Source organism: Micromonospora sp. IBHARD004, from assembly GCF_052814115.1.
Genome location: NZ_CP199934.1, coordinates 2,933,824 through 2,955,659, shown reverse-complemented (window position 1 = coordinate 2,955,659; position 21,836 = coordinate 2,933,824). Strand labels below are relative to the sequence as shown.

At 68.8% G+C, this 21,836-nt stretch carries 23 protein-coding genes and 3 pseudogenes; 12 read left to right on the top strand and 14 right to left on the bottom strand.

What is annotated here, in order from left to right; translation table 11 throughout:
* Window positions 1-159: 159 nt before the first annotated feature.
* Window positions 160-432: a GlsB/YeaQ/YmgE family stress response membrane protein gene (locus ACTWO6_RS14345; RefSeq protein WP_446220108.1), complete on the top strand. Its 273-nt coding sequence runs from the start codon at window positions 160-162 to the stop codon at window positions 430-432.
* 93 nt (window positions 433-525) lie between these two features.
* Here the strand turns inward: ACTWO6_RS14345 and ACTWO6_RS14340 are convergent, their stop codons facing one another.
* The 3 genes from ACTWO6_RS14340 to ACTWO6_RS14330 form a co-directional block, all read right to left on the bottom strand.
* Complete coding sequence (locus tag ACTWO6_RS14340) at window positions 526-1,413, bottom strand: alpha/beta fold hydrolase (protein WP_446220107.1); 888 nt, start codon at window positions 1,411-1,413, stop codon at window positions 526-528.
* 273 nt (window positions 1,414-1,686) lie between these two features.
* Window positions 1,687-2,418 (bottom strand): ISAs1 family transposase, encoded by a 732-nt coding sequence (locus ACTWO6_RS14335; RefSeq protein ID WP_446220106.1) that lies wholly within the window; start codon window positions 2,416-2,418, stop codon window positions 1,687-1,689.
* A 26-nt stretch (window positions 2,419-2,444) separates the two neighbouring features.
* A complete protein-coding gene (locus tag ACTWO6_RS14330) occupies window positions 2,445-3,896 on the bottom strand; it encodes a hypothetical protein (protein ID WP_446220105.1) in 1,452 nt (483 codons plus the stop codon).
* 391 nt (window positions 3,897-4,287) lie between these two features.
* On the opposite strand from ACTWO6_RS14330, the gene ACTWO6_RS14325 reads away from it, so the two are divergent.
* Entirely contained in the window at window positions 4,288-4,779 is a 492-nt protein-coding gene (locus tag ACTWO6_RS14325; RefSeq protein ID WP_446220104.1) for a hypothetical protein, read from the top strand.
* A 2,218-nt stretch (window positions 4,780-6,997) separates the two neighbouring features.
* Complete coding sequence (locus ACTWO6_RS14320; RefSeq protein ID WP_446220103.1) at window positions 6,998-7,813, top strand: zinc ribbon domain-containing protein; 816 nt, start codon at window positions 6,998-7,000, stop codon at window positions 7,811-7,813.
* Window positions 7,814-7,824: 11 nt separating this feature from the next.
* Here ACTWO6_RS14320 and ACTWO6_RS14315 read toward each other — a convergent pair whose 3' ends face one another.
* Window positions 7,825-8,664: a helix-turn-helix domain-containing protein gene (locus ACTWO6_RS14315; RefSeq protein ID WP_446220102.1), complete on the bottom strand. Its 840-nt coding sequence runs from the start codon at window positions 8,662-8,664 to the stop codon at window positions 7,825-7,827.
* A 112-nt stretch (window positions 8,665-8,776) separates the two neighbouring features.
* Here ACTWO6_RS14315 and ACTWO6_RS14310 point away from each other — a divergent pair, with 112 nt between their 5' ends.
* Both ACTWO6_RS14310 and ACTWO6_RS14305 read left to right on the top strand, forming a co-directional pair.
* Window positions 8,777-9,370 (top strand): NADPH-dependent FMN reductase, encoded by a 594-nt coding sequence (locus tag ACTWO6_RS14310; protein WP_446220101.1) that lies wholly within the window; start codon window positions 8,777-8,779, stop codon window positions 9,368-9,370.
* A gap of 467 nt (window positions 9,371-9,837) precedes the next feature.
* On the top strand, window positions 9,838-10,191 hold the full coding sequence (locus tag ACTWO6_RS14305; RefSeq protein ID WP_446220100.1) for a hypothetical protein: 354 nt from the start codon (window positions 9,838-9,840) through the stop codon (window positions 10,189-10,191).
* A 27-nt stretch (window positions 10,192-10,218) separates the two neighbouring features.
* Here the strand turns inward: ACTWO6_RS14305 and ACTWO6_RS14300 are convergent, their stop codons facing one another.
* Window positions 10,219-10,728: an RrF2 family transcriptional regulator gene (locus ACTWO6_RS14300; protein WP_446220099.1), complete on the bottom strand. Its 510-nt coding sequence runs from the start codon at window positions 10,726-10,728 to the stop codon at window positions 10,219-10,221.
* A gap of 127 nt (window positions 10,729-10,855) precedes the next feature.
* Between ACTWO6_RS14300 and ACTWO6_RS14295 the strand changes: the two genes are divergently transcribed.
* From ACTWO6_RS14295 to ACTWO6_RS14265, 7 genes and pseudogenes are all read left to right on the top strand, one after another.
* Window positions 10,856-11,596 carry an SDR family oxidoreductase gene (locus ACTWO6_RS14295; protein WP_446220098.1) on the top strand — a complete coding sequence of 247 codons (741 nt, stop codon included), beginning with the start codon at window positions 10,856-10,858 and terminating at the stop codon, window positions 11,594-11,596.
* A gap of 36 nt (window positions 11,597-11,632) precedes the next feature.
* Window positions 11,633-12,529: a universal stress protein gene (locus tag ACTWO6_RS14290; protein ID WP_446220660.1), complete on the top strand. Its 897-nt coding sequence runs from the start codon at window positions 11,633-11,635 to the stop codon at window positions 12,527-12,529.
* Between the two features lie 317 nt (window positions 12,530-12,846).
* Window positions 12,847-13,647, top strand: coding sequence for an alpha/beta hydrolase (locus ACTWO6_RS14285; protein ID WP_446220097.1), 801 nt, complete (start codon window positions 12,847-12,849; stop codon window positions 13,645-13,647).
* A gap of 518 nt (window positions 13,648-14,165) precedes the next feature.
* Window positions 14,166-14,369: pseudogene (locus tag ACTWO6_RS14280) on the top strand (hypothetical protein); the annotation flags it as partial.
* Window positions 14,370-14,510: 141 nt separating this feature from the next.
* Window positions 14,511-15,728 carry a macrolide family glycosyltransferase gene (locus ACTWO6_RS14275; RefSeq protein WP_446220659.1) on the top strand — a complete coding sequence of 406 codons (1,218 nt, stop codon included), beginning with the start codon at window positions 14,511-14,513 and terminating at the stop codon, window positions 15,726-15,728.
* Between the two features lie 3 nt (window positions 15,729-15,731).
* Window positions 15,732-16,223, top strand: a complete 492-nt coding sequence (locus ACTWO6_RS14270; protein ID WP_446220096.1) for a hypothetical protein — start codon at window positions 15,732-15,734, stop codon at window positions 16,221-16,223.
* On the top strand, window positions 16,220-17,164 hold the full coding sequence (locus tag ACTWO6_RS14265; protein ID WP_446220095.1) for a hypothetical protein: 945 nt from the start codon (window positions 16,220-16,222) through the stop codon (window positions 17,162-17,164). Before ACTWO6_RS14270 ends, ACTWO6_RS14265 begins: the two co-directional genes overlap by 4 nt.
* Here ACTWO6_RS14265 and ACTWO6_RS14260 read toward each other — a convergent pair.
* The 9 genes and pseudogenes from ACTWO6_RS14260 to ACTWO6_RS14220 form a co-directional block, all read right to left on the bottom strand.
* On the bottom strand, window positions 17,127-17,582 hold the full coding sequence (locus ACTWO6_RS14260; protein WP_446220094.1) for a creatininase family protein: 456 nt from the start codon (window positions 17,580-17,582) through the stop codon (window positions 17,127-17,129). The genes ACTWO6_RS14265 and ACTWO6_RS14260 overlap by 38 nt on opposite strands.
* Window positions 17,583-17,626: 44 nt before the next feature.
* Window positions 17,627-18,118 carry a kinase gene (locus tag ACTWO6_RS14255; RefSeq protein WP_446220093.1) on the bottom strand — a complete coding sequence of 164 codons (492 nt, stop codon included), beginning with the start codon at window positions 18,116-18,118 and terminating at the stop codon, window positions 17,627-17,629.
* 39 nt (window positions 18,119-18,157) lie between these two features.
* Window positions 18,158-18,370 (bottom strand): annotated as a pseudogene (locus ACTWO6_RS14250) (IS256 family transposase); the annotation flags it as partial.
* Window positions 18,371-18,525: 155 nt separating this feature from the next.
* A complete protein-coding gene (locus ACTWO6_RS14245; RefSeq protein WP_446220092.1) occupies window positions 18,526-19,146 on the bottom strand; it encodes a dihydrofolate reductase family protein in 621 nt (206 codons plus the stop codon).
* Window positions 19,146-19,652 carry an SRPBCC family protein gene (locus tag ACTWO6_RS14240; protein WP_446220091.1) on the bottom strand — a complete coding sequence of 169 codons (507 nt, stop codon included), beginning with the start codon at window positions 19,650-19,652 and terminating at the stop codon, window positions 19,146-19,148. Before ACTWO6_RS14240 ends, ACTWO6_RS14245 begins: the two co-directional genes overlap by 1 nt.
* Window positions 19,653-19,655: 3 nt before the next feature.
* The gene (locus ACTWO6_RS14235; protein WP_446220090.1) at window positions 19,656-19,997 is read right to left on the bottom strand and encodes an ArsR/SmtB family transcription factor; all 342 of its coding nucleotides are present in this window, start codon (window positions 19,995-19,997) and stop codon (window positions 19,656-19,658) included.
* Between the two features lie 168 nt (window positions 19,998-20,165).
* A pseudogene (locus ACTWO6_RS14230) lies at window positions 20,166-20,300 on the bottom strand (IS256 family transposase); the annotation flags it as partial.
* A 104-nt stretch (window positions 20,301-20,404) separates the two neighbouring features.
* Window positions 20,405-20,695 (bottom strand): hypothetical protein, encoded by a 291-nt coding sequence (locus ACTWO6_RS14225; protein WP_446220089.1) that lies wholly within the window; start codon window positions 20,693-20,695, stop codon window positions 20,405-20,407.
* Window positions 20,696-20,983: 288 nt separating this feature from the next.
* Window positions 20,984-21,814 carry a hypothetical protein gene (locus ACTWO6_RS14220; protein WP_446220088.1) on the bottom strand — a complete coding sequence of 277 codons (831 nt, stop codon included), beginning with the start codon at window positions 21,812-21,814 and terminating at the stop codon, window positions 20,984-20,986.
* Window positions 21,815-21,836: the final 22 nt, after the last annotated feature.

The window sequence follows — 21,836 nt, the reverse complement described above, 5'->3', positions numbered from 1 at the left end:
CGAGTGACCTACCTGCGGCGGTACGGCGGCGCCCCGGCCGGTCCGGAAGGCGCCGCTGGGGCCAGAGGCACCCGCTGCACCGGCGCTGGGCACTTACGGGTTTGCCGCAGCCCGGACGGCGGGAATGACATCCGTCGTCCATCAAACGAAGGGTGTCTCGTGGTAGTCATCGCTACGCTCTTGATCCTTGTCGTCGGCACGCTCTTCGGCCTGCTCGCGTATCTCGTCGTACCCGGGCGCAAAAACGTACCGATCTGGGTGGCCATCCTCATGGGAATGGCCGCTATGGTGCTGGGTTCGTTGCTGGCCAACCTGTTCGGCGTAGGCGATGCCCAAGGCATCGACTGGATAGAGCTGCTTATCCAGCTGGCCCTGGCGGTTGTCGGCGTCGCCATCGTGGCGAACCTGCGATCGCGCCGTCGCGTATCCTAGTGGTCGTCGTTGGTCGTTCACGATCGGCCTCCGACGGCAGCCGCCGTTTGAGATGCCGCTAGTGAGGCGGGGTGGACGCGAGGCGGCCACCGCCTAGCGGGCCATCATCGGTTGGAGCTGCAGCCGGCCGAGGAACTCCCGGATGTGCCCGGCGATCTCATCGACGTGGGTCTCCAGGGCGAAATGCCCGGTGTCGAGCAGGTGGATCTCGGCGTCGGGCAGGTCGCGCGCGAAGGCGCGGGCACCGTCGGGGCCGAAGATCTCGTCGTTGGCTCCCCACACCGCGAGCAGCGGCAGCTGGGTCTGCCGGAAGCACTCCTGCGCCTGCGGATAGATGTCGAGATTCGTCTTGTAGTCCCGGAAGAGCTGAAGCTGGTTCTCGTCGTTGCCGGGCCGGGCGAGTACCTCCATAGCGTGCCGCCAGGCGTCCGGGCTGACCAGGCTGACGTCAGGTACACCGGTCTCGTACTGCCAGCGGACCATCTTCTCGGTGAACGCCTGCCGCGCGGCAGCCTCCGTCTTCGGTCCGGGCTCCTTGGCATATGTGAACAGCGGCTTCCAGAACGCCTCCACGAAACCTTCCTGGTACGCGTTCCCGCTCTGGGTGATGATCGCGGAGATGCTCTCGGGGCGGCGCAGCAGCAACCGCAGCGCGATCGGTGCCCCGTAGTCCTGCATGTAGACGGCGTACCGGCGGATGTCGAGCTGGTCCAGCAGGCTGACGGTGACGTCGGTGAGCGCGTCGAAGGTGTACGGGAAGTCGGCCAGCGACGGCGCCGAAGAGTAGCCGAACCCGATGTGGTCGGGAGCCACCACGTGGTACTGGTCGGCCAGCGCCGGGATCAGCTCCCGGAACATGTGCGAGCTGGTCGGGAAGCCGTGCAGCAGGACGAGCGGCGGCGCGTCCGGCGGGCCGGCCTCACGGTAGAAGACGTCGAGGCCGTCGACAGTCGCGGTCCGGTGGTGTGTGCCGCCAACCATGGATCCCCCTCCGGTTGCCCCGCCGACCCGACATGCTCATGGGCCGGACCAGCCGGCTGCGCGGTCGGACAGCCCATACGCCGTACCTTCCTCATACTGCCCCGTCGGGGGCCGCTCGGGGCGGGTATGACCTCGACGTACCACCATCCGCGTGGCGACGAGGGCCGCGCCGACGGCGCAGAGGCCGGGCGGGTTTCGCCTGGTAATTGATGGTGGGCGCGGCAGGTTTCGAACCTGCGCCCCCTCGCTTGTAAGGCGCTTCCAGCATGGGGCCTAGCGTCCGGAGAGGTCCGTACCGCCCGCGCTTGGTCCCCCGTACGTCCGCGAGGGTCTGCCCCCGGCCACGGCGGTTGATGTCACGGTGCTCCAGCGTCCGGTGGACTGCTGGTATCGGCGCCGGCGGATGCGCAGGGCTTGCACGGCGTGTGGGAAGTCGATGGCCAGCGCTCCGAGGCAGGTGACGGCTTGCAGTTGGCGGATGTCGCGGCGGCCGTGACCCTGGCTGCTGCTGGCGTCCAGGATCGGGATCTTCGTCCAGGGCAGGGTCTTGAGCTGCCGATACAGCCGTGGCTGGTTCTTCTTTGCGGTGAACAGGTAGGCCGCCTTCCGGCCGGCCAGCCAACGGGCATGGTCGCGCTGGGTGTGCAGGGCGTCCGCGGTGACCACGACACCGGCCAGGTCGAGGGCGTCCAGCAGCGGCTGGAACCGGGTGATCTCATTGGTCTTGCCGTCGGCGGCGACTTGGGCGAGCACGATGCCGGTGTGCTGCTCCAGGGCGGCCAGCAGATGCACCTGGGCGCCGGGCCGGCCACTGCCCCGCAGCGTCTTACCATCCACCGCGATGGCCCGCCGTGCCGGTGCCGGCGTGCCGGCCGTGACGGTGATCAGCCAGCGGCCGATCGCCGCGTCGAAGGCGCCGGCGTCAATGCGGGCCAGGAGCCGCCCGATCGTGGTGGCATCGGGTACCAGGTAGGTCTGCCCGGCCGCCACCGCAGCGACCGCCACGGCCAGCAGGCTCGGCAATGGATGGATCAGTCCACGCCGGTCACGCGGGTCGGGCACCTGGGCCAGGGCCTGCACCAGGGCGGTGTGATATTGCGGATCATCCGACACGCCGTGCAGACGTGCGGACCACTCAGCCCGCCGCCACACAGGTTGCCCGCGAGCCACGCCATCGAGTCCTTCTCGGCGAAGTCGCCGGCGAACATACCGAGCAGGAAGTCGGTGACGTACGTCCACTTGCTGATCTGCTCGTCGAAGCGCCCGGGGTCGTAGCCCGAGTCGGCGTTGGCGACCTCGTAGTCGTCGCGTAGACCGTCTCCGTCGGTGTCCTGGACACGTGGGCTGATCGAATAGTCGTACTCGGTGTAGTCCGAGAGCCCGTCGCCGTCGGTGTCGACGTTGGCGGGGTCGGAACCGCCGTCCTCCTCCACAAGGTCCTCGAGGCCGTCACCGTCGGTGTCGGTGTCGGTGGGGGCGGGTTCGATCGGCGGGACGTCGCCGGGGGCCGGCGGGGCGCGTGGCTGGTCGGCGACGAGCGGGTTGCTGCCCTGGGCCACCTCGGCACCGTCAGTGGCACCGTCGCCGTCGGTGTCGGGGTTGGTGGGTGAGGTGCCGAGGTCCTGTTCCTGGAGGTTGGTGAGGCCGTCACCGTCGATGTCCTCGGCGCCGTCGGCGACCGAGTCCTGGTCAGTGTCGACCGCGTTAGGTCGGGTCCAGCCCGCCAGTTCGGTGATCTCGAACTTGTCGGTCAGTCCGTCACCGTCGGAGTCGACCAGCAGCGGGCTGGAGCCGAACCGCAGCTCCACCACGTCGACCACGCCGTCGTTGTCGTGGTCACCGGTGTAGGTGATGCCCAGCCGCGTGAGCACGTTGAAGCCGCTCGACCAGGCGTTCCCGGCCTGAAGGGTCGCCGGCTCCGGGTTGGCCTTGGCCAGCATCTCGTCGGCCTTGGCCAGGTTCACCTTGGCCGCGTCGAGGTCCGCGAACGCCTCGGCCAGCCCAGCTGGGGCGGGCGCGGGTGGCGGGTTGGCCCGGAACGGCCCGATCGTCGCCTCGGCGTCCTGGATCGCCGCGTCCGCCAGCAGCCGCACGCCGGTGAGGGTCTCCACCAGGGCGGCCACGTGGGCCTGCTCGGCCTCGCCGCTGGGCGGGCTGGCACCGGTCATGCGGCTCTTGAGGAACGACTCCATGTGCTGCAGGTTGTCGAACGCGCCCTCACCATCAGCGGCGCTCTTCAAGCGGGCGCCGTCGAAGTACCGGCTTTCGACATCCGCCAACACCGGGTCGATCCGGCTCTCGCCCAGCCCGTCACCGACGTACGGGCGCAACGCCTGGGTAGCCTCGGTGGCACAGACCTTCGCGTCCCGGGTGTACTTGGCGGTGGGGATCTTCGCTACCTCCACCTGCCAGAGAGGTGTCTCCCCTGCCGACGCCGGGGCGGCGACGAGCGCCACCTGTGCGGCGACCAGTGCCGCAACCACAGCGGCAAGTCTTGACCGCAATCGTCTTCTGTGTCTCACAAGCACCTCCGTCTATGCGAAACGAACCAAGATCCCGGCCAGCACATCCATGAAAGTGATTGTCCACAGTGCTCACCGGAACTATCCGTCCGTAACGGACACCTACAGGTTGGGCCAAATACTGGGATTGATCAAGGTAATGCGATCGACCCGGCACGACCACACGACCCGACGTTCGATGCGACCCTCGGAGCCGGGTGCCGCGCATCCGACCGCCCGTTGCGTCGCGGTGCGGCAACGACGGCGATGATGCCGGGCAGCCAGCGGCTCCGCCCCGGTTTCCGGGGCGCGAAGGGAAACGCCTCACATTTTGGGACAGCACGGCGCACGTGACCCTGGAATACTGGCAGCCATGCAGGAAATCGCCCGACTGGCCGGGTTCTTTGCCGCCCACGGCATCTGGGGCGTCTCGGATGGAGCGACACTGATGCCGCTACTGGGCTATGAGCAGGCCAGCGGCGATCGCGGCATGGACCGGTTCGCCTTCGACGATGTCGGCGCCGGCGCACAAGCCGGCCAGGAGGCGCTACAGACGAACCAGCACGGTGCGATTCGCGCAGTGCTGGTGGTCGACGGGTACCTGCACCTGCCTGGTGGACGGACCGACGCGTTGATCGTCGACGCCGTTCAATACGGGCCGGCCCGTCGGTCCTTCAAGATGGGCGTGCCCTACCGCCCGCAGCCGAGTCCCGACGGCTTCGCCGTGCACCGGCCCAAGTTCATCGAGGTCGTCGGCGTCGACAGGCAGGATTATCCCGCTTTGGCCGACGCCTTTTTCGCCGGGGTTGATTCCCACGAGCGCGCAGCGCCCGTGTGGAACGCACACCTCGACCCGTCCATCTGAGTAGGGCGACGACTCCTGCGACCGGACGCGGTCCCAGCCGACCCGCACGTGGAGCTGCGGCCCGGCAGGTTGCGACAAAGCGGAAGTGCGGATTGACCCAACCATGACTTGGGGATCCGATACTGCGGTGGAGCGGGCGTGGCACCGGATCGAGGATTGGCTGTCGCGGTTTGCCCCGATTCCGTGCGGAGCTGAACCCGCCGGCAACGGCAGCGGAGATCGACACGTCCTCACAGCGGGACGTCTGGCGAACCAGCTTGACGGCGCCAGCCGAGAAAGAGCGATTAGTCGGCTAATAGTCGCAGTTGTTACCGGCATGCCTCGCTACTCTGACTCTGGCCTAAAATTCAGCGAAGAAGCTGCAGCCGCTCCCAGCGAAGTCCCCGCATCCATAGAATGACCCGCCTGCCTCGTATCCGACGATCGGCTGCCACATGTAGCTCCATCTGTCGCCACGCCGGAAACGGAGCACCGCCGGCCCACCTGGATCGACCGCTTCGGAACAGAGCGGGCACCTCAGCACGTACCGATCGTCGCGATGCTGTCCCACCGCCCGCCACTGCAAGTGTCACCTTCACGGGACTCTTCGGTGTGAACGCGGGTATGGGCATCGTTCGATGTCGTCTAATGCCGTCTTGCGCTGCAGAGCCAGCCCGGAGTGCTGGCTTGTGTCGTCTCCTGTCGGCTACTGCTGGTCGTTTCGCTGCCTCGTCGCTGCCCATCGCCGTCGCTCCTGGCAGTCGCGACGGCTGCTCGCAAGAATGGCTCTGTCGCCCCTCCGTATGCCGTGGCTGGTGACTGCCCTCAGATCCGTGGCCCGTCGCTCTCGCTCTTGTCGGGCAACGGTCGGATGGGCACAGCCGGCCCCTCCGTCGGCTGCGGTCCCTCACCCGCCCGAGGCCGGATCCACACACCCGGCCCCTCCGTCGGCTGCGGTGGTGGTTCTCGGTCTCTGTCCGGCGGTCGTCGGTCCGGAGACTAGGCACCCGCGTTCGGCATCCCGGACCTCCTCGGTACGTCTTCGACCTCACGGCTCACTGTTCAATGGTCGCAGGACTGCCTCGGGCTGAAAACCTGCGCGAGCAGCCGCAGCAGGCTCGGCCCTTCGCTTTGAAGGCGCATCCGGCAATGGTCGCAGCGTTCATCACCGTCCAGTACGTCCATGATGAGGCCCGAACGATGCCACCGGCCGGCGGCAGGGCCGGCCAGGTCCGGCGGAGGGCAGTGACCGCGGCGGCGTCGAGGTCCTCTGCAAGCTCCGCTGACGCCGACCGCGACAGCGCGACCTCTTCGGTGTGAACTGATGGCGACGCCGTCTGGTGCGGCTCGGTACGAGGTCAGACGGGGTGATGGCGTCTCGTGACGGCTGGCTCGGTTGTTGGCGTTGCTGTACTTCTCTGCTGTGCTGCTGGCATCGGCCGAGGCTCGCTCCCGTCAGCAGCTCCGGATCGCTGGCCTGACGGGCCGTGCCTGCCCCCCACGATTGCGGCAAGGGCCAGTCGGTAGCGGGTTGTGGGCGGGAGGGCCGATGCCATGACCTAGTGCCGTGTCCACAAACGTTGGCCGGGTTGGTCGGGGTTGGGAGAATGTCGTAGGGGTGGTGTTTGCTTCGGTTCGTGCCTCGTCGTCGGGATCCCGCCGCTCCGCGGGTCGTGCACCGCACCGCGCGCGTCGCGTTGCGGGTCACGCCAGGCCAGCGGCGGCGGTGTTTCGGGCTGCTGCGCTCGGCCGGTGATGTGTGGGCGTGTGTGTTGGAGGTCAATGCGTGGCGGCGCCGCCGCCGGGATGTACCCCTGTCCGGCTATCAGGAGTTGTGCCGGGAGTTGGCGACGTCCGGGCCGGGCACGTTCGCCGAACTGGATTCCGTCGGTGCCCGGCCGGTGTTGCGCCGGTTTTCCGATGCGTGGTTCGCGGCGGCGAAACGCCGCAGCGCCGGTGACCTGTCGGCGCGGTTCCCGCGTCGGCGGCGGGGGTTGGTGCCGGTGCGCTGGTATCACGGCACGTTCACCCTCGACGGGAGCCGGGTGCGGATCCGGACCGCAAGAGGCACGTCGCCGTTGTGGGTGCGTCTGGCGCGGGAGGTGCCGTATCCGGTCGAGCAGGTCCGGTCGATCAACCTGCTGTGCGAGGGAGGCCGCCTGTTCCTCGATGTGACCGCCGAGGTGCCGGTGGTGGTCTACCCGCCGGGTGAGGGACCGGACCCGGCAGGGTGGCCGGGGTGGATCTCGGGATCATCCACCCCTACGCCGTGGCCGGCCCCGGCGGGGAGGGGTTGCTGGTGTCCGGGCGGGCGATCCGCGCCGAACACCGCACGCACCTCGCCGACACCAAATCCCGCCGCCGCGCCGTCTCACGCCGGGCACCGAAGCCGGGCCAGAAGGGATCCCGGCGGTGGCGGCAGTACCGGCGTCGGGTCCGCCTGGTGGAGGGCCGGCACTGGCGGCGGGTGCGGCAGGCCCAGCATGAGGCCGCCCACACGGTCGTCTCGTGGGCGGTGCGGCAGCGGGTCGGTGTGTTGCACGTCGGTGACCCCCGTGGGGTGTTGGACCTTCCTGCTGGGCGGCGGCACAACCTGCGGTTGCGGCAGTGGCAGATCGGCCGGCTCCTGCAGGTCCTCACCGACAAGGCCACCCTCGCCGGTATCAGTGTTCGACTGGTCGACGAACGCGGCACCTCCTCCACCTGTCCCGCTTGCGGAAGGCGGGTGCCGAAACCCCGTGGGCGGACCTTGTCCTGCCCGCACTGCGCATTTTCCGGGCACCGCGACCTCGTTGCGGCGGCCAGCATCGCCACCCGTGTTCCGGGCGGCGGATCCACCACCCCGGCAGCGGTTGTGCTGCCGGAGGTGGTCACGCACCGTCGAGCCGGCCGGCACCTGCCTGGTGCTGGCCGGTCCCGGCGTGACCCCCGCCGCCCACCGAGGGTGGCGCGAGGGTCAGTTGGCCTGCGGAGGCCCGCCCCACCAACCGGTGGGGAGTCGCTCGCCCAACAGGCGAGGATCCACAACACCCACCGCAAACCCGGTGAACGTTAGTGGACACCGCACTAGATGACCGCGCGAAGAATGCGGTCGGGTTGGCGGCGCAGCCGCTCCATGGCCCGCGCCGTCGCGTCATCGGCGGGCAGGAGAACGACCAGCTCCTGCGCGTCGGTTCTCGGCAACTCGAGCTTCTCTCGCTGCCACCGAAGCTCGTGCGCGATGGGGTGGTTGAGCCGAAGCGTGATGTGCGGTGGGGGCAGGTGGCGGTTGAGTCGTCGGGTGAACTCCTCTCCGGCCAGGGGGGCGAGTTCGACCCTGAACCATTCGGAGGTCTCCGCAGACGGCCCGAGCCACAGGTCGAAGGCTCGTTCGTCGGCCAGCTGATCCCAGTCGGGGAAGAACGTCCGGGCGCGCGCATCGGTGAACACGTAGCGCGTCAGGTTCGGCTCCCCGCTCTCGAGCAGCCCGATCCCACGCATCAGCAGCTCGAACCCGCTCGTGTACGCGAGCACGTCTCCCAGGCGGTTGGTGACGAAAGCGACGCCGGGCTCAAGAAGTTGGAGGGTCTTCAACACGGTGGGCCGGACATGGCGGTTGGGCGGCACTGGCCGTCCGCGCCCTGGGCACCCTCCGCCGGTGATCTTGGCGAGGTGGCGCAGGTGATTGCGCTCGGCGGCATCGAGGCTCAAGGCGTCCGCAAGTGCGTTGATCACGGCAGGGGACGGGTTGCGGTCTCGTCCTTGCTCGATGCGGGTGAGGTACTCGACGCTGATCCCAGCGCGCGTGGCGAGGTCTGAGCGTCGTAGTCCAGGGGACCGGCGGCGGCCACGATCAGGCAGCCCGAACGACTCTGGCTGGATGCTGTCGCGCTTGGCACGGATGAAATCGCCCAGCGGCGTGCTCATGTCCGGAGCCTAGCGCGGTCTTCCCAGCGCCTCGAACCCGCAGAGTGGCCCCACGGGGGCCAGCCTACGCCCGGTCTGGTTGTCATCGTCGGGACGATGGACCGTGGAGGGCATGAGTGAGAAGCACAAGTTGGTCATCATCGTCGGAAGCGTCCGAGAGGGCCGGTTCGGGCCTGTCGTCGCCTCCTGGGTTGCCGACCAGGCGCGCGAGCACGGCGGGTTCGACATCGACGTCGTCGATCTCGCCGACGCCGAGATCCCGCTGTCGTTGCCGGCAGTCTCACCGAAGTTCGCCGGCGACTCATACCCGCGCCCCGACGGAATGGCGTCCTTGACGTCCCGCCTGGAGGACGCGGACGCGTTCATCATGGTCACGCCGGAGTACAACCACAGCTACCCCGCGTCGCTGAAGGCCGCCATCGACTGGCATTTCACCCAGTGGACGGCCAAGCCCGTCGCTTTCGTCAGCTACGGCGGCGCGGCTGGCGGCCGCCACGCTGTCCTCCACCTGGAGAACGTGCTCACCGAACTGCACGCCGTGACAATCCGCGATGGCCTGGCGTTCCCGAACTACCGCACAGCGTGGGAAGACGGTCGGCCGCTGGACCCCGAGGCGCCCGGATATGCCAAAACCCTGCTGGACCAGCTCGCTTGGTGGGCCGCCGCCCTGCGTGCGGCACGCAGCTCGGTCCCGTACCCGGCCTGAAGGGATCACTCAAGGAGTAAGCCCGACTCGGAACCTCAGAGCTGAGAGTGAGCGGCATCGCGCTCGGCGGGCTTCGGTGAACATCACATCGTCGTGCAAACCGGACGGGTGGCCCGGCTCAGGAGGGGCGGTACCGAATGGCGGTGTGGCCGCGGATCCCGAACAGTTAGGTGAGCCGGATACAGCGAGGTGGCCTCGGAGGCGAGGGAGAAGGCGCTCAGGCGCCTCGGCCTGCAGTTCGTTGATCTGCTACTCAGCTGCTGTACAAGGTCGAAAAGGCCGTCTCCCGCCACGGGAGAGCCTTTTCCGTGGATGGAGCTGAGGGGATTTGAACCCTGAACCCTCTTGCGGGTGCGTTGATCAGCGGTAATCGGGCGGATCGGCGAGCTGGACCTGGGCGGGGCGGTGCGTTGCCTTACACCGGTTGACGGCCCTTGTCGGTGTCAGTTGTGCCCGGGTTGTGCCCGATGATCTCGCCCGTCCATCGCTCGCCGGCAGTTTCTGGCGTCGGCCACGACCCCTGCGGCGGGGAACTTGACGGCGAGCAGATGGCGTCGTTGTCTGACGGCCAGGACCGACGCCCATCGAGGCTCGCGCTGCCCCTTCTTGCTGCCCCGCTACTGGCCGACATGTCCGCGAGCTCCAGGGCGCCGGGGCAATGGCCAGCCCATCAGTACCTCAAGGCGCCGATCGTGCTGATCTGGGACAACCTCAACACCCACGTCAGCACCGACATGCGCGAACTCGTCGCGAACCGCGACTGGCTCCACGTGATCCAGTTGGCCGACCTGGCGGCGGGCGACACTAGGGTCTGTCGCTGACGAGATCCGCGGCATCGCCTGGCGCGTCTACCCCTGCTCGACAATCGCGGGATCGCTGTCGTTCGGCCCGCTCAGCCAGGCGCGGATTCCGGCGAGCGCAGTCGGGCCGTAGTCCTCATCGACATTGCGGGCGAGGTCCGCGATGGATATCGCTTGCAGGGCGGCGCGCCAGGCGGCGTCGGCGCCGGCCATGGCGCGGGCGATGGGGCACGGCCGGGTGCAGGCCTCCTGCGGTGTCGCCAGGGGGCCGCGCTGGCGGATCTCGGTGCACACGAAGGCGGGCTGAGCGCCGTCGACGGCTGCGACGACGTCGAGGATGGTGATCAGCTCGGGCGCCCTGGTCAGGACATATCCGCCCGCCTTGCCCTGGACGGAGGTCACCAGGCCGGCGCGGGAGAGCGCCTGCAGCTGCTTGGCCAGGTAGCTGCCGGAGACGTCATGGAGCTCCGCGAGCCGGGCGGCCGGCACCGGCTCCGTCGCCGTGGTCAGCACCACGCAGCAGTGCAGCGCCCACTCGACCCCGCCTGACAGCTTCATCCGACCCCCCCGCTTGACTCGGACAAAGTCTATCCGACTATTGTCTCGGACAGGAAGTATCCGAGTCGGGGATGTGTCCTCGACGAAGCTGGCGTGCCGTGTGGCACGCCGCGGAAAGGTGAGAGCCATGAAGCTCACAGTCATCGGCGGTACCGGACTGATCGGCTCGCAGGTGGTCCAGAAGCTGACCGCAGCCGGACACGAGACCGTCCCCGCGGCGCTGTCGACCGGCGTCGACCTGATCACGGGACAGGGCCTGGACCAGGCGCTGAAGGGCGCCGACGTCGTTGTCAACGTCGCGAACTCGCCGACCTTCGACGAGGCCTCCCTGGGCTTCTTCCGTACCTCCATGACCAACCTGCTGGCCGCCGGGGAGCGTGCCGGCGTCCGTCACCAGGTGATCCTCTCGATCGTCGGCGTGGATCAGGTGTCCCAGCTCGACTACTACCGCGCCAAGACCCTGCAGGAAGACCTGCTCCGGCAGGGGCCCACGCCGTACTCCATCGTGCGTGCCACCCAGTTCTTTGAATTCATGAACGCCGTCTTGTCCTGGACCTCCGACGACACCACCGTTCGCCTGCCCGCTACCCCCATTCAGCCGATGGCCGCCGCGGACGTCGTCGACGCGGTCGTCGACGTCGCCACCGGCACCCCGCTGAACGGCATCCGCAACGTCGCCGGCCCGGACGTCTTCGCCCTCGACGACCTCGGCCGGGTCACCCTGGCCGCACAGCACGACGACCGGACCGTCATCACCGACGACAAGGCCGGCATGTTCGCGGTCGTCGCCGGCGACGTGCTCATCGCAGGCCCGGACGCACACCTGGCACCCACCCATTACCAGGACTGGATCCAAGCGGCCCGCTAACCCGCGGATAGGCTGAGAGTGACGAGAGAGGATATGTTGACCATCAACAGTGGCGCCCCCGTCGTGGTTGGTGTGGACGGCTCTGCGGCCGCACTGGACGCGGTCCGGGTGGCGGCGCGGGAGGCGGCGTACCGGGGGCGTCCGCTGCGGGTCGTGCACGCCTTCATCTGGCCGCTGACCGGCGCTCCGCTCACCCCGGTGCCGGGCGCTCCGGCCGACGCCGGCCTGCGCCACCAGGCGGAGCGGTACGTCGCCGAGGCGGTCGCCGAGGCCGGCAAGGTCTCCCCCGAGGTGCCGGTCACCGGCGAGGTGGTGGACGGCGCGCCGACTCCCGTGCTGCTGGACGAGTCCCGGGAGGCGGCGCTGGTGGTACTCGGTCACCGTGGTCTGGGCGGCCTCGCCGGCCTGCTCATCGGCTCGGTCACCGTGCAGGTCTCCGCCCGCGCGCAGAGCCCGGTGTTGGTGGTACGCGGTGAGCCGCGGGCCGACGGCCCGGTGGTGGTGGGCGTGGATGGCTCGGAACTGTCCACCGAGGCGGTCGGGTTCGCGTTCGAGGAGGCCGCCTACCGGGACGCCCCGCTGGTCGCGGTGCACGCCTGGCTCTACCCCACCCCGGTCGACCCGGGCGACATACTGCCCTTGGTCTACGACCTGGACGCCCTCGCCAGTGAGGAGGACCGCACGCTCGCCGAGTCGGTGGCCGGCTGGTCTGAGCGCTACCCGGACGTGCCGGTGCGACATTGGCTGGTCCGCGGCTCCCCGGCACGGGTACTGGTGGAGGAGTCGAAGGCGGCGCAGCTGGTGGTCGTCGGCGCGCACGGCCGCGGCGCGCTCGGCGGGCTACTGCTCGGCTCGGTCAGCCACGCGGTGCTGCACCACTCGCACGCCCCGCTGGCGATCGTGCGGCACACCCGCCAGGCCGATCACCCCTGATCCTCGACGACGTTCATAGCCCAAGGAGCGGGCAGTGCTCACGACCCGCCCGCCCTTGGGCATCCTCGGCTCTAACCGAGGACCCCGCCCTTACCGCCGGCGGACCGGCGGCGGCGCGCGGTGACCGGTGCCGGAACGTGGGCTGTCCGGCCTGGCATGGCCGGTGTCACGCCCGGTGGCTGTCACACCGCACCCGGCCCTCCTGTCGTCAATGGTGTGTACCTGTCCCGCAGACCGTCCCATGAGTGAGTTCTGGTGCCGAGCCACCGGCAGCGACCGTTCGACGACCTGCTCGCCTTCCTCCTAAGGAGTTCACAATGACCATGCCCGACACCATCGTCCTCGTCCACGGATTCTGGGTCACCCCGCGCAGCTGGGAGCACTGGATCACCCACTACGAGCAGCGGGGATTCCGGGTGCTCGCGCCCGCGTACCCCGGCTTCGAGGTCGAGGTCGAGGCCCTCAACGCCGACCCGACCCCGATCATGGAAGTCACCGTACCGAAGGTCGTCGACCACCTCACGGCCGTCATCAACGAGCTGCCCGCACCGCCGATCATCATGGGGCACTCGGCCGGCGGGACGTTCACCCAGCTCCTGCTCGACCGCGGCCTGGGCGCCGCGGGCGTCGCGATGAACTCGGCGCCGACCGAAGGGGTACGGGTCGTGCCCCTGTCACAGGTCAAGTCCACGTTCCCGGTGCTGAAGAGCCCGGCCAACCGGCACAAGGCGGTGGGGCTCTCGTTCGAGGAGTGGAAGTACACCTTCACAAACACGTTCACCGAGGAGGAGTCCCGGGCCCTCTACGAGCGCTACCACATCCCCGCGAACGGCGGAATCGTGTGGGGCGGCGTGCTGGCCAACTTCCAGCCCGGCCACCAGGACACCTGGGTCGACTACCACAACGACGACCGGGCGCCGCTGCTGTTCATCTCCGGCAGCGAGGACCACATCATGCCGCCGGCCGTCCAGCAGTCCAACGCCAAGCACTACAAGTCCAACACCATCACGGAGGTCAAGGAGTACGAGGGCTACGCGCACCTGCTTCCCGCGCAGAAGGGATGGGAGGAGATCGCCGACTACGCCCTCGACTGGGCCCTGCGGCACGCGCGAGCATGACCGATGTGCGGATCACCCACATCGGCGGGCCGACGCCCCTCATCGAGGTCGGCGGCTGACGGCCGCTGACCGACCCGGCCCTTCGACCGGCCAGCCGTACGTACGCCTTCGGCTGGGGCACCTCGTCCCGGAAACCGGCCGGGCCGACAATCGCCGCCGACGGGGCGGCCCGATCGACAGTCGGGTCACCAGACCGACTCGTGCTACACATTGCGGTGCGCGGCGGCCGCGCCTCGGCCGGCTGCCAGCCCGCCAGTTCACCAACTACAGGTAGGCCCTCGCCGTCGTGGCCGGCCAAGCGGTTCGCCACGCCTTGTGACCTGGGCAAATGTCGTCGCCACTGGTCGTCGTTCGTCACTACTGTCTGACGTCCGACGGCCTGGCGACGGCCTGGCCTGGTGCCGGCCGTGTCCCGTCACGGCATGTTTGACAGTGGCGTTCCACAAGGCCCGTAACGTGCGTTTCCGCAGGTAAACAGGGGTGCGTGTGACGGCGAGCACAGCGGGAAGGTCGGTTGGATGACTGACCCAGCGGAGCTGGCGCGAAGCGCGCTCCAGCGAATCCACAAGGCTGCCGTGAGACATCGGGACCTTGAGCTACACCACGCGGCCGACGAGATCGTCCGAGCGGCCCAGGCGAGGGGCCTCGATCCGGGGCCCGTCGAGTCGTACCGCCCCTGCCCCGTGTGCGGTGCTGAGCCGGGACAGTTGTGCATCAACGTCCCTGATCGCCCAGTGAACCCGGGCGACATGCACCCTGAGCGCACGAAAAAGGGGCCCCGTAGGGACCCCGATTCCGTTCCCGTCAGCCCTGATCGCTACATGTTGCCGGACACTGACTCCTTTCCTGTCCGGGGTCGGCCGATGAGCGCAGTCGCATTCCTCAACATCGCCATGCACGGGCACATCAACCCGACGCTGCCGGTCGTGGCCGAGCTTGTTCGTCGTGGCCACTCCGTCACCTACCACACGACGTCCGCCTACGCCGAGGAGATCGCGGCCACCGGCGCGCGAGTGCTCCTCTACTCCGGGGATGACCAACCGCTCTCCGGCACACCGGTCACGCTGATGGATCAGCTTGCGCGCACCGCCGTACGCGTGCTGCCCGCCGTCCTCACCGATCTGCGCGGCGCCCGGCCCGATCTGATCGTGCACGACTCCCTCTGCCCGTGGGGGCCGGTGGCCGCCCGGGAACTCGACGTGCCGGCAGCGTCGTCGTTCACCACGTTCGCGTTCAACCGGCACATGCCCAGCCCCACCCGCGGCTCCTGGGAGCTGTTCGCCGCGGCGGCGGCCCTGCCCCGGCACGCCGGGGGGTACTTGAGGTCGCGTTGGGAGCTGCGCCGCCGGTACGACACGCGTGCGCTGCCCCTGATCGACCTGGCGAACATCCGTCAGCCGCTCAACCTGGTCTACACCTCGCGGGCGCTCCACCCCGAGGCCGACAGTTTCGACCAGTCCTACCGGTTCGTCGGACCGAGTATCGGTGCCCGCCCAGCCGACTCGTCGTTCCCGGTCGATCGGCTGCGGGACCCGGTGCTGTACGCCTCAATGGGCACGTTGTTCGACGTCGGCCCGCGGCTGCTGCGCAGCTTCGCCGACGCGCTCGCCCCGCTGGGTGGCACCGTGATCGTCTCCACCGGACGCACCGATCCCGCCGCGCTCGGTCCGCTGCCGGCCAACGTGGTCGCCCACCGCTCCGTACCGCAGCCGGAGGTGCTGGCCCGCGCAGCGCTGTTCGTCACCCACGGCGGGGTGAACAGCGTCAACGAGGCCCTGTACGCCGGCGTCCCGATGCTGGTGGTCCCGCAGGGGGCTGACCAGCCGTTGGTGGCTTCCCGCGTCGTCGAGCTCGGTGCCGGTCTCTCGATCCGCACCGAGGACGTCACCGTGGAGGTCGTGCGCGCCCTCGCCCAGCGCCTGCTCGACGAGCCCCGATTCCGGGCCGCCGCGAGCACCCTGCAGGTCGCCCAGCGTCAGGCAGGCGGCTATCCGCGCGCCGCCGACGAACTCGAGCGCTATGTGCAGCAGACCGGCCCGGTCACTCAGCCGGGCTCTGCCGATCTGCCACCGCAGGGCTGACCGATGTCCCCCGTCGTCGCCATCCTGCTGCTGTTCGCCGGGCTGTCCGAGGCCGCCGGGCGTCTCCTGCCCGTGGTGGCACGCCTGTCCGGCGTGTCGCACGCCAGGGTGGTCGGGTTGATGCTGGCCGGCGCCCTGGTCAACGGCGCGGTATTCGCGCTCTGGCCGCTGTCCGCGTGGACCCTTGCCGAGCTGGTGCTGCCCACCTCACCGTCCGACGAGGCCGCGCTGGTCTGGACACCAGGCCTGGCCGCCCCGCTGCTGCTTGCCGCAGTCCTCGCGTTCCCGCTGCTCGGGCCGCTGCTGCACTTTGTGCTCATGGTGGGAGTGGGGGCCGGCCTCGCCGCAGCGCTCGCCACGGTGGCCGGGCTCGGCTGGTGGGATGCCGCCGGCTGCGTAGCCGTCGCGGGAATCGGGCTTGGCGTCGCTGTCGAGGGCGTCCGCCGCCTGGTCGTGAGGTTCAATTCGCCAAGAGCACCGGAGCCACTCACATGATCGAGTTTGCGCTCCTGCTGCTGCTCGGCGGGATCGGGCTGGTCCTGCTCGCCGAAGCTCTGCTCGCCCGCTACGAGGTGCTGGTCTATGCCGCAGGCTGGCGAACTCCCACCATCGCCCTCCCCACGGGCATGCCCTCCGCCCGGGGCGCTGACCCGGACCGCCCTCCTTACGCCTACCTGGTCTATCTGGACGGCATCGGGAAACGCCGCTTCCACGACACCCGCGACGGCGGCCGACTGGTCAGGTCCCTGATCGACGGAGCGCCGGAGCTCAGGGTGCTGGGCCAGGCGCAGCCCTACTCTCCGCTGGCCGTTCCGCTCGCCGACCGGCCGGTGTGGACATGGCTGCGCCGCCACATCGGGCTGGTGCTGTTCCTGCACAACGTGATGCAGATCTTCGTCGCCGCCGACCGGCGGTACCGTCCCCTGTACAACCGCGCCGTCGGCTCGCAGATCGCCGCTCAGCTCCGGTTCGCCGGTTACCGGCGTGACAGCGGTATCCCCGTGGTACTGCTCAGTTACAGCGGCGGCGCCCAGGTCGCCACCGGCGCGGTGGACGAACTGTGGTCCCAGCTGCGCTCCCCGCTCTGGCTGATCACTCTCGGCGGGTTCCACAACGGCGCCAACGACATCAGCCACGCCCAGCACCTCTACCGGCTGACCAGTTCCGGCGACCAGATTGAGCGAGTCGGCACCTGGATCTTCCCGCAGCGGTGGCGGCTGTTCCGCCGGAGCGGATGGAACCGGGCCGACCGCGAAGGGAAGATCACCGTGCATCGGCTCGACCCGGCCACCCACGTCGGTCCGCGCAGCTACATCAGCCCGGAGGCCGGGCTACCCGATGGCCGCAGTCACCTCGACCGGACCGCCGACACCGTGATCGCGCTGATCCGGGATTGCCTCAGCGCGACTGCGGAAACCGACGGCCCGCTGCCATGAACGGCTTGACCATGGCGCACAGCACGGACCTGTAGTTGCCGCCGTGGCCGTTGATGTGGACCAAGTGCTCAACGCCGGAGCGGGTCAAGGACACCGCCACATCCGCCACGATCTGGTAGAGCGTCCGGGAGCTGACGGTGCCGCGCCAGCTGGCGTGCTCGTGCGAACACGAGATGGTGATCGGTGGAAGCAGCAGGGTCGGGTAGGCGCGCGAGATGTTGCGGGCGATCGCCGAGGCAACGACGGTATCGGTGATGAGTGGCAGGAAGTCTACGTGCTGTTCGAAGCTTCCGATGGGCAGGAGGGCAACTGCGGCTTCGCGCTGCTTCTCGTCCGCCGCCGTAGCTGCCGTCACCAGGTCCATCATCAACGATGCGTCCCCCCAGGCGGTCGTCAGTCGCTTGATGACGCGACTCAACTCAGATACTTCCGGGCCTGACCCGCTTTGACGGACATCCGAGATCAGGGGCGTGGGGCGCTGTTTCGCGCTGCCCGGTCGATCAGCTTCGCCGCCACGTGGGGAAGAGTCTTGGACGTGTCGATGGTGATGTCGGCACCAGGGACTGCCTCCGTCTCTTCCCATGCCCTAAGCCGTTCCGCCGCGTCGCCGGTCTTCCTTTGAACAACTCGCCGCTCTGCAACGTCTCTGGGGCAGGTAGGAGCGACGAGGGTCCACTGCACGTCAGGGAATGCCTGACGTACGGCGTCGATGGCATCGACTTGGCCGAGGTGTATTACGGGGATGGCCTCGCAGAGCTGTTGACGCAGGCCCGGTTCATCAACCACATACACCGACCCATACCGCTGGTTCTCCCACACCACGCTGCCGCTGACGCGGAGTGCGGCCAGTTCGGCGTCCGTGACCATCCGGTAGCCCGCGGTACGGCCCGATCCAACTTTCAGGCGTCGGAACTGCTGGTACCGGTTGTCCAGCTGGTGCAAGGCTGCGGTCACCGTGTCCTGAGGAATAGTCAAGGCCTGTGGATCGGCGTGTCACGCGACTTGCTGATCACCACCCTCTGATTCGTCGGGTCGTTCGATGAGCTTGCCGTTCTTGAATACCGCGCCGGCACGGACCAGCGCGACGAGGTGGGGTGCGTTGACGGCCCGCCACCGGGTCTGTGCTGATTCGATGAGCTTGAACGCCATCGCGACGCCGGCGGCGCGGGAGCCGGGGCCCTTGGTGACTCGCTGGCGAAGCCTGAGCTGGCGAGAAAGTTCGATGACAACGCCGTGAGGTCCCTCCAGGAGGAGCGCGCGGCCGAGATCGCGGCCCGAACGCTCGCCCTTCCTGACGCTCAGAGCGTCGAGGATCTCACCGCGCTGCTGACCTCGGCGGGGGAGCGCTGAGGTCGAGACAGTTACCGCTCCCGGACGGCGTAGGTCAGGTGCGTCACCCTCGGGGAGGGCTCCGCGCGGACCGGCTCCAGGGCCACGCGGCCCGCGTCCACGCCCTCGAACAGGCGGATTCCGGAGCCGAACAGCACGGGCGACAGCGCGATCGAGAACTCGTCGATCAGGCCGGCGTTCACGTACTCCAGGATCGTTGCGCCGCCGCCCGCGATGCGGACGTCTCGGTCGCCGGCGGCCTCGCGGGCCTGGTCGAGCGCGGGCTCGATGCCGTCGTTGACGAAGTGGAAGGTGGTCCCAGCCGGCCGCTCCCAGGGGTCACGCTTCTCGTGCGTCACGACGAACACCGGCGTGTGGAACGGCGCCTCCTCCGGCCACGCCTGCTCGCCGGCGTCGAACATGCGCTTGCCCATCACGCTCGCGCCGGTGCGCTCGAACGTCTCCCGCACGATGTCGTTGTCGCGCCCTTCCTCGCCGCCCTCGCCGAGCTTCAGGTTCTCCCGGAGGAAGCGCTGCGGGAATATCCACTGCTGCAGTTCCATCCACTGCTGCCCCATCAAGTCCTCGAGGGACTCGGGCGCGATGAAACCGTCCAGCGACATCGACACGCTGAAGAACACCTTCCCGGCCATCAGCCCTCAGCTCCCTTCCGAACGATCTCGGTGACGTAGGCAGCCAGGTTGCTCAGGGTCTGCTGGCCGCCCTCGATCGCGTGGTACTTCTCGACCGCCTCGTCGCGCAGCTCCTTGGTGGGGAACACCGTGCGCATCTCGATCCGGGTCGCCGCGCCGTCGGGCGCGAACGTGAGGATCGACTCGAAGGCGTTCGGGTCGCCGCGGGACTCACCGTGCAGCAGCGCGATCCCCTCGGGCGGGACGATCTCGGTCCAGGAGATCCACTCCTGGTAGTCCGTCCCGTCCGGCCCGTGCATCACAAAGTCCCACTCCCCGCCGACGCGGAACTCGAAGGACCGCGTGGTCGTGGTGAACCCCTCCGGCCCCCACCACCGCGACAGGTGCCGCACCTCGGTGAACGCCTCGAACACCAGCTCCCGTGGGGCGTCGATGACCCGGGAGATCACGATCTCGCGGTCAGCCGTCGCGGACTGCGCCGGCGCTCCTCGTCCCATCTCGCTCATCAGCTACTCCTCCTGCCTTGCCTGCTTCAGGTCCTGCACGTACGCGTCCAGCCGGTCGAAGCTCTCGTTCCAGAACCGCTCGAACCCGCCGGTCCACTCGTGGACCGGTCGCAGCCCGCTGGCGTCAAGGCCGTACAGGCGCTGCTTGCCTGCCTTGCGGTCCCGCACCAGCCCGACCTCCCGGAGCACCCGCAGGTGTTTGGACGCCCCCGGCTGGGTCATCCCCAGTTCCTGGGCCAACTCGGTCACCGGCCGCTCACCCGCCCGCAGCAGTACCAGGATCTCCCGGCGCTGCGGCTCGGCGATCGCGTTGAAGACGTCCGACGTCGTCGCTGCTCGTGCCATGGACGCCATCATATACCGTTATCGGCATGCGTCAAGCCGGGAGGAATCAGGCGGGTCTTGTCAGATGACGATCGTGACCCTTGTCAGCGGCTGCGGAAACGCGTATCCCGGAGACGGCACGCGCGACGGCGGCGGGCAGGGAGGGCGATGGGTGAGTGGATCGGCGTGTCACGCGACTTGCTGATCACCACCCTCTGATTCGTCGGGTCGTTCGATGAGCTTGCCGTTCTTGAATACCGCGCCGGCACGGACCAGCGCGACGAGGTGGGGTGCGTTGACGGCCCGCCACCGGGTCTGTGCTGCGAACGCCGACCTCGGAGGCAACCACGAGTCAGGTCGGTTCGACGACTTCACTGCTCAAGTCTGCCTCGATCTTGGCGACGCTCAACGCAACGGAGCCTCCGCTTCTACTCCGACCGCGGCAGGTCGAGGCGTGGGTGGAGTTGGCCGAACTGTCCCAGGATCCGGATTTCCGCGCCAGCATGCGGCGCATGGCCGAGCAGTATGCGGCGGAGCGCGCCGAGAGCGACAGCCGGGGCGTGCGCCGCGACGCGGCCGCGGTGGTCCGTGACCAGGTCGGCCCTGCCCTGGCAGCCGGCATCGACCCGGCCTCGCCCCAGGCTGATCCGGTCGTCGCGGCAGTCACGGCTCAGTACGCGCACGTCCGTAGTCGCCCGGACGACGTCGACCTTCGGCACCGGCCGTTGATCCAGCTGCAGACCGCGAACGACCCACGCAGGGAGCGGTACCTCCAGCTGCTCTCGGTGATCAACGGCTGGCCTGCCCCGGAGAGCCCGGCCATGTTCTGCGCTCGACGAGGGGCGCTTTCGCCGAAGCAGCGCTCATCGTCGCCGGGTGATAGACCCACCTCGTGGGCGAGGGCAGGCAGGTCCCGTTCGAGTGGGCCCTGCGAGAGTGCTTCGCGGGGTGTCATGCGCCCGGACCCAGCCGGACCAGGTCAGCGTGCTAACCGGTCCACGACAGCGTCACGTGGTGTGCCTCCTGGCCAGCTGGTCGAAGAACGTGTCCAGCAGCGCCTCGCACTCGGGGCCCTCGGTCAACTCGTACCCGCCGAAGCGGTAGACCTCGTAACCCCGCAGCCGCAGCGCCCGATCCTCGGCGACCATCTCGGCGTACCGGCGAGGGTCGGCGCGACGGAGGTCATCGGCGTAGTGCTGGATCCCGTCGCATTCGATGACGATCCGGCCCCGGTTGGGCAGCAGCAGTAGGAAGTCCATGCGCTGACGGGCCAAGACCGCGGCGGCCGCTCCCCGCTCGGATCTGGCGTAGGGGTCGTAGTGCAGATACACCTGGGGAATGAGGGCTGGGATGTTCGGGCCGTACCGGATGTAGCGGCGCGCGTAGGCGTGCATGATGCGCCTCTCCGCGTCGTTGGCCAGCGACTGCATCAACCGCTGGTGCAGCGATCTCGCGATCTCCCGCTCCTCAGCGAAAAGTCCCTCCCGCTGCGCCCACCAGGTGGTCAGGTCCTGCCACGTCAACCCGTCGGCACCAAGCGGTCGGTCGTAGATCAGGCAGTACCGCTCGTTCTTCACCACGGCGATGTCGTTGTTGATCGCGTCGCGGAACACGATCTCCGGTTTGGGCCCGTTGGCGGCGAAGATCAGGTTCTTCAGTTCGCAGGCGACGCCACCGGCACCGACTTGCCTGGCCAGCTCGAGGAGGTCGGCCGCAGAGGTCAGCACTCGGCGATGGGGATTGGCCTGTCCGATCTGACGCAGCCCGGCGGGCAGGAGGCTGACCGGGGCGAAGGCGGAGCTGATGAAGGCCATCGGCATCATCGGGATGAACAGCACCGGCTGTGCCTCTTCGGCGTCG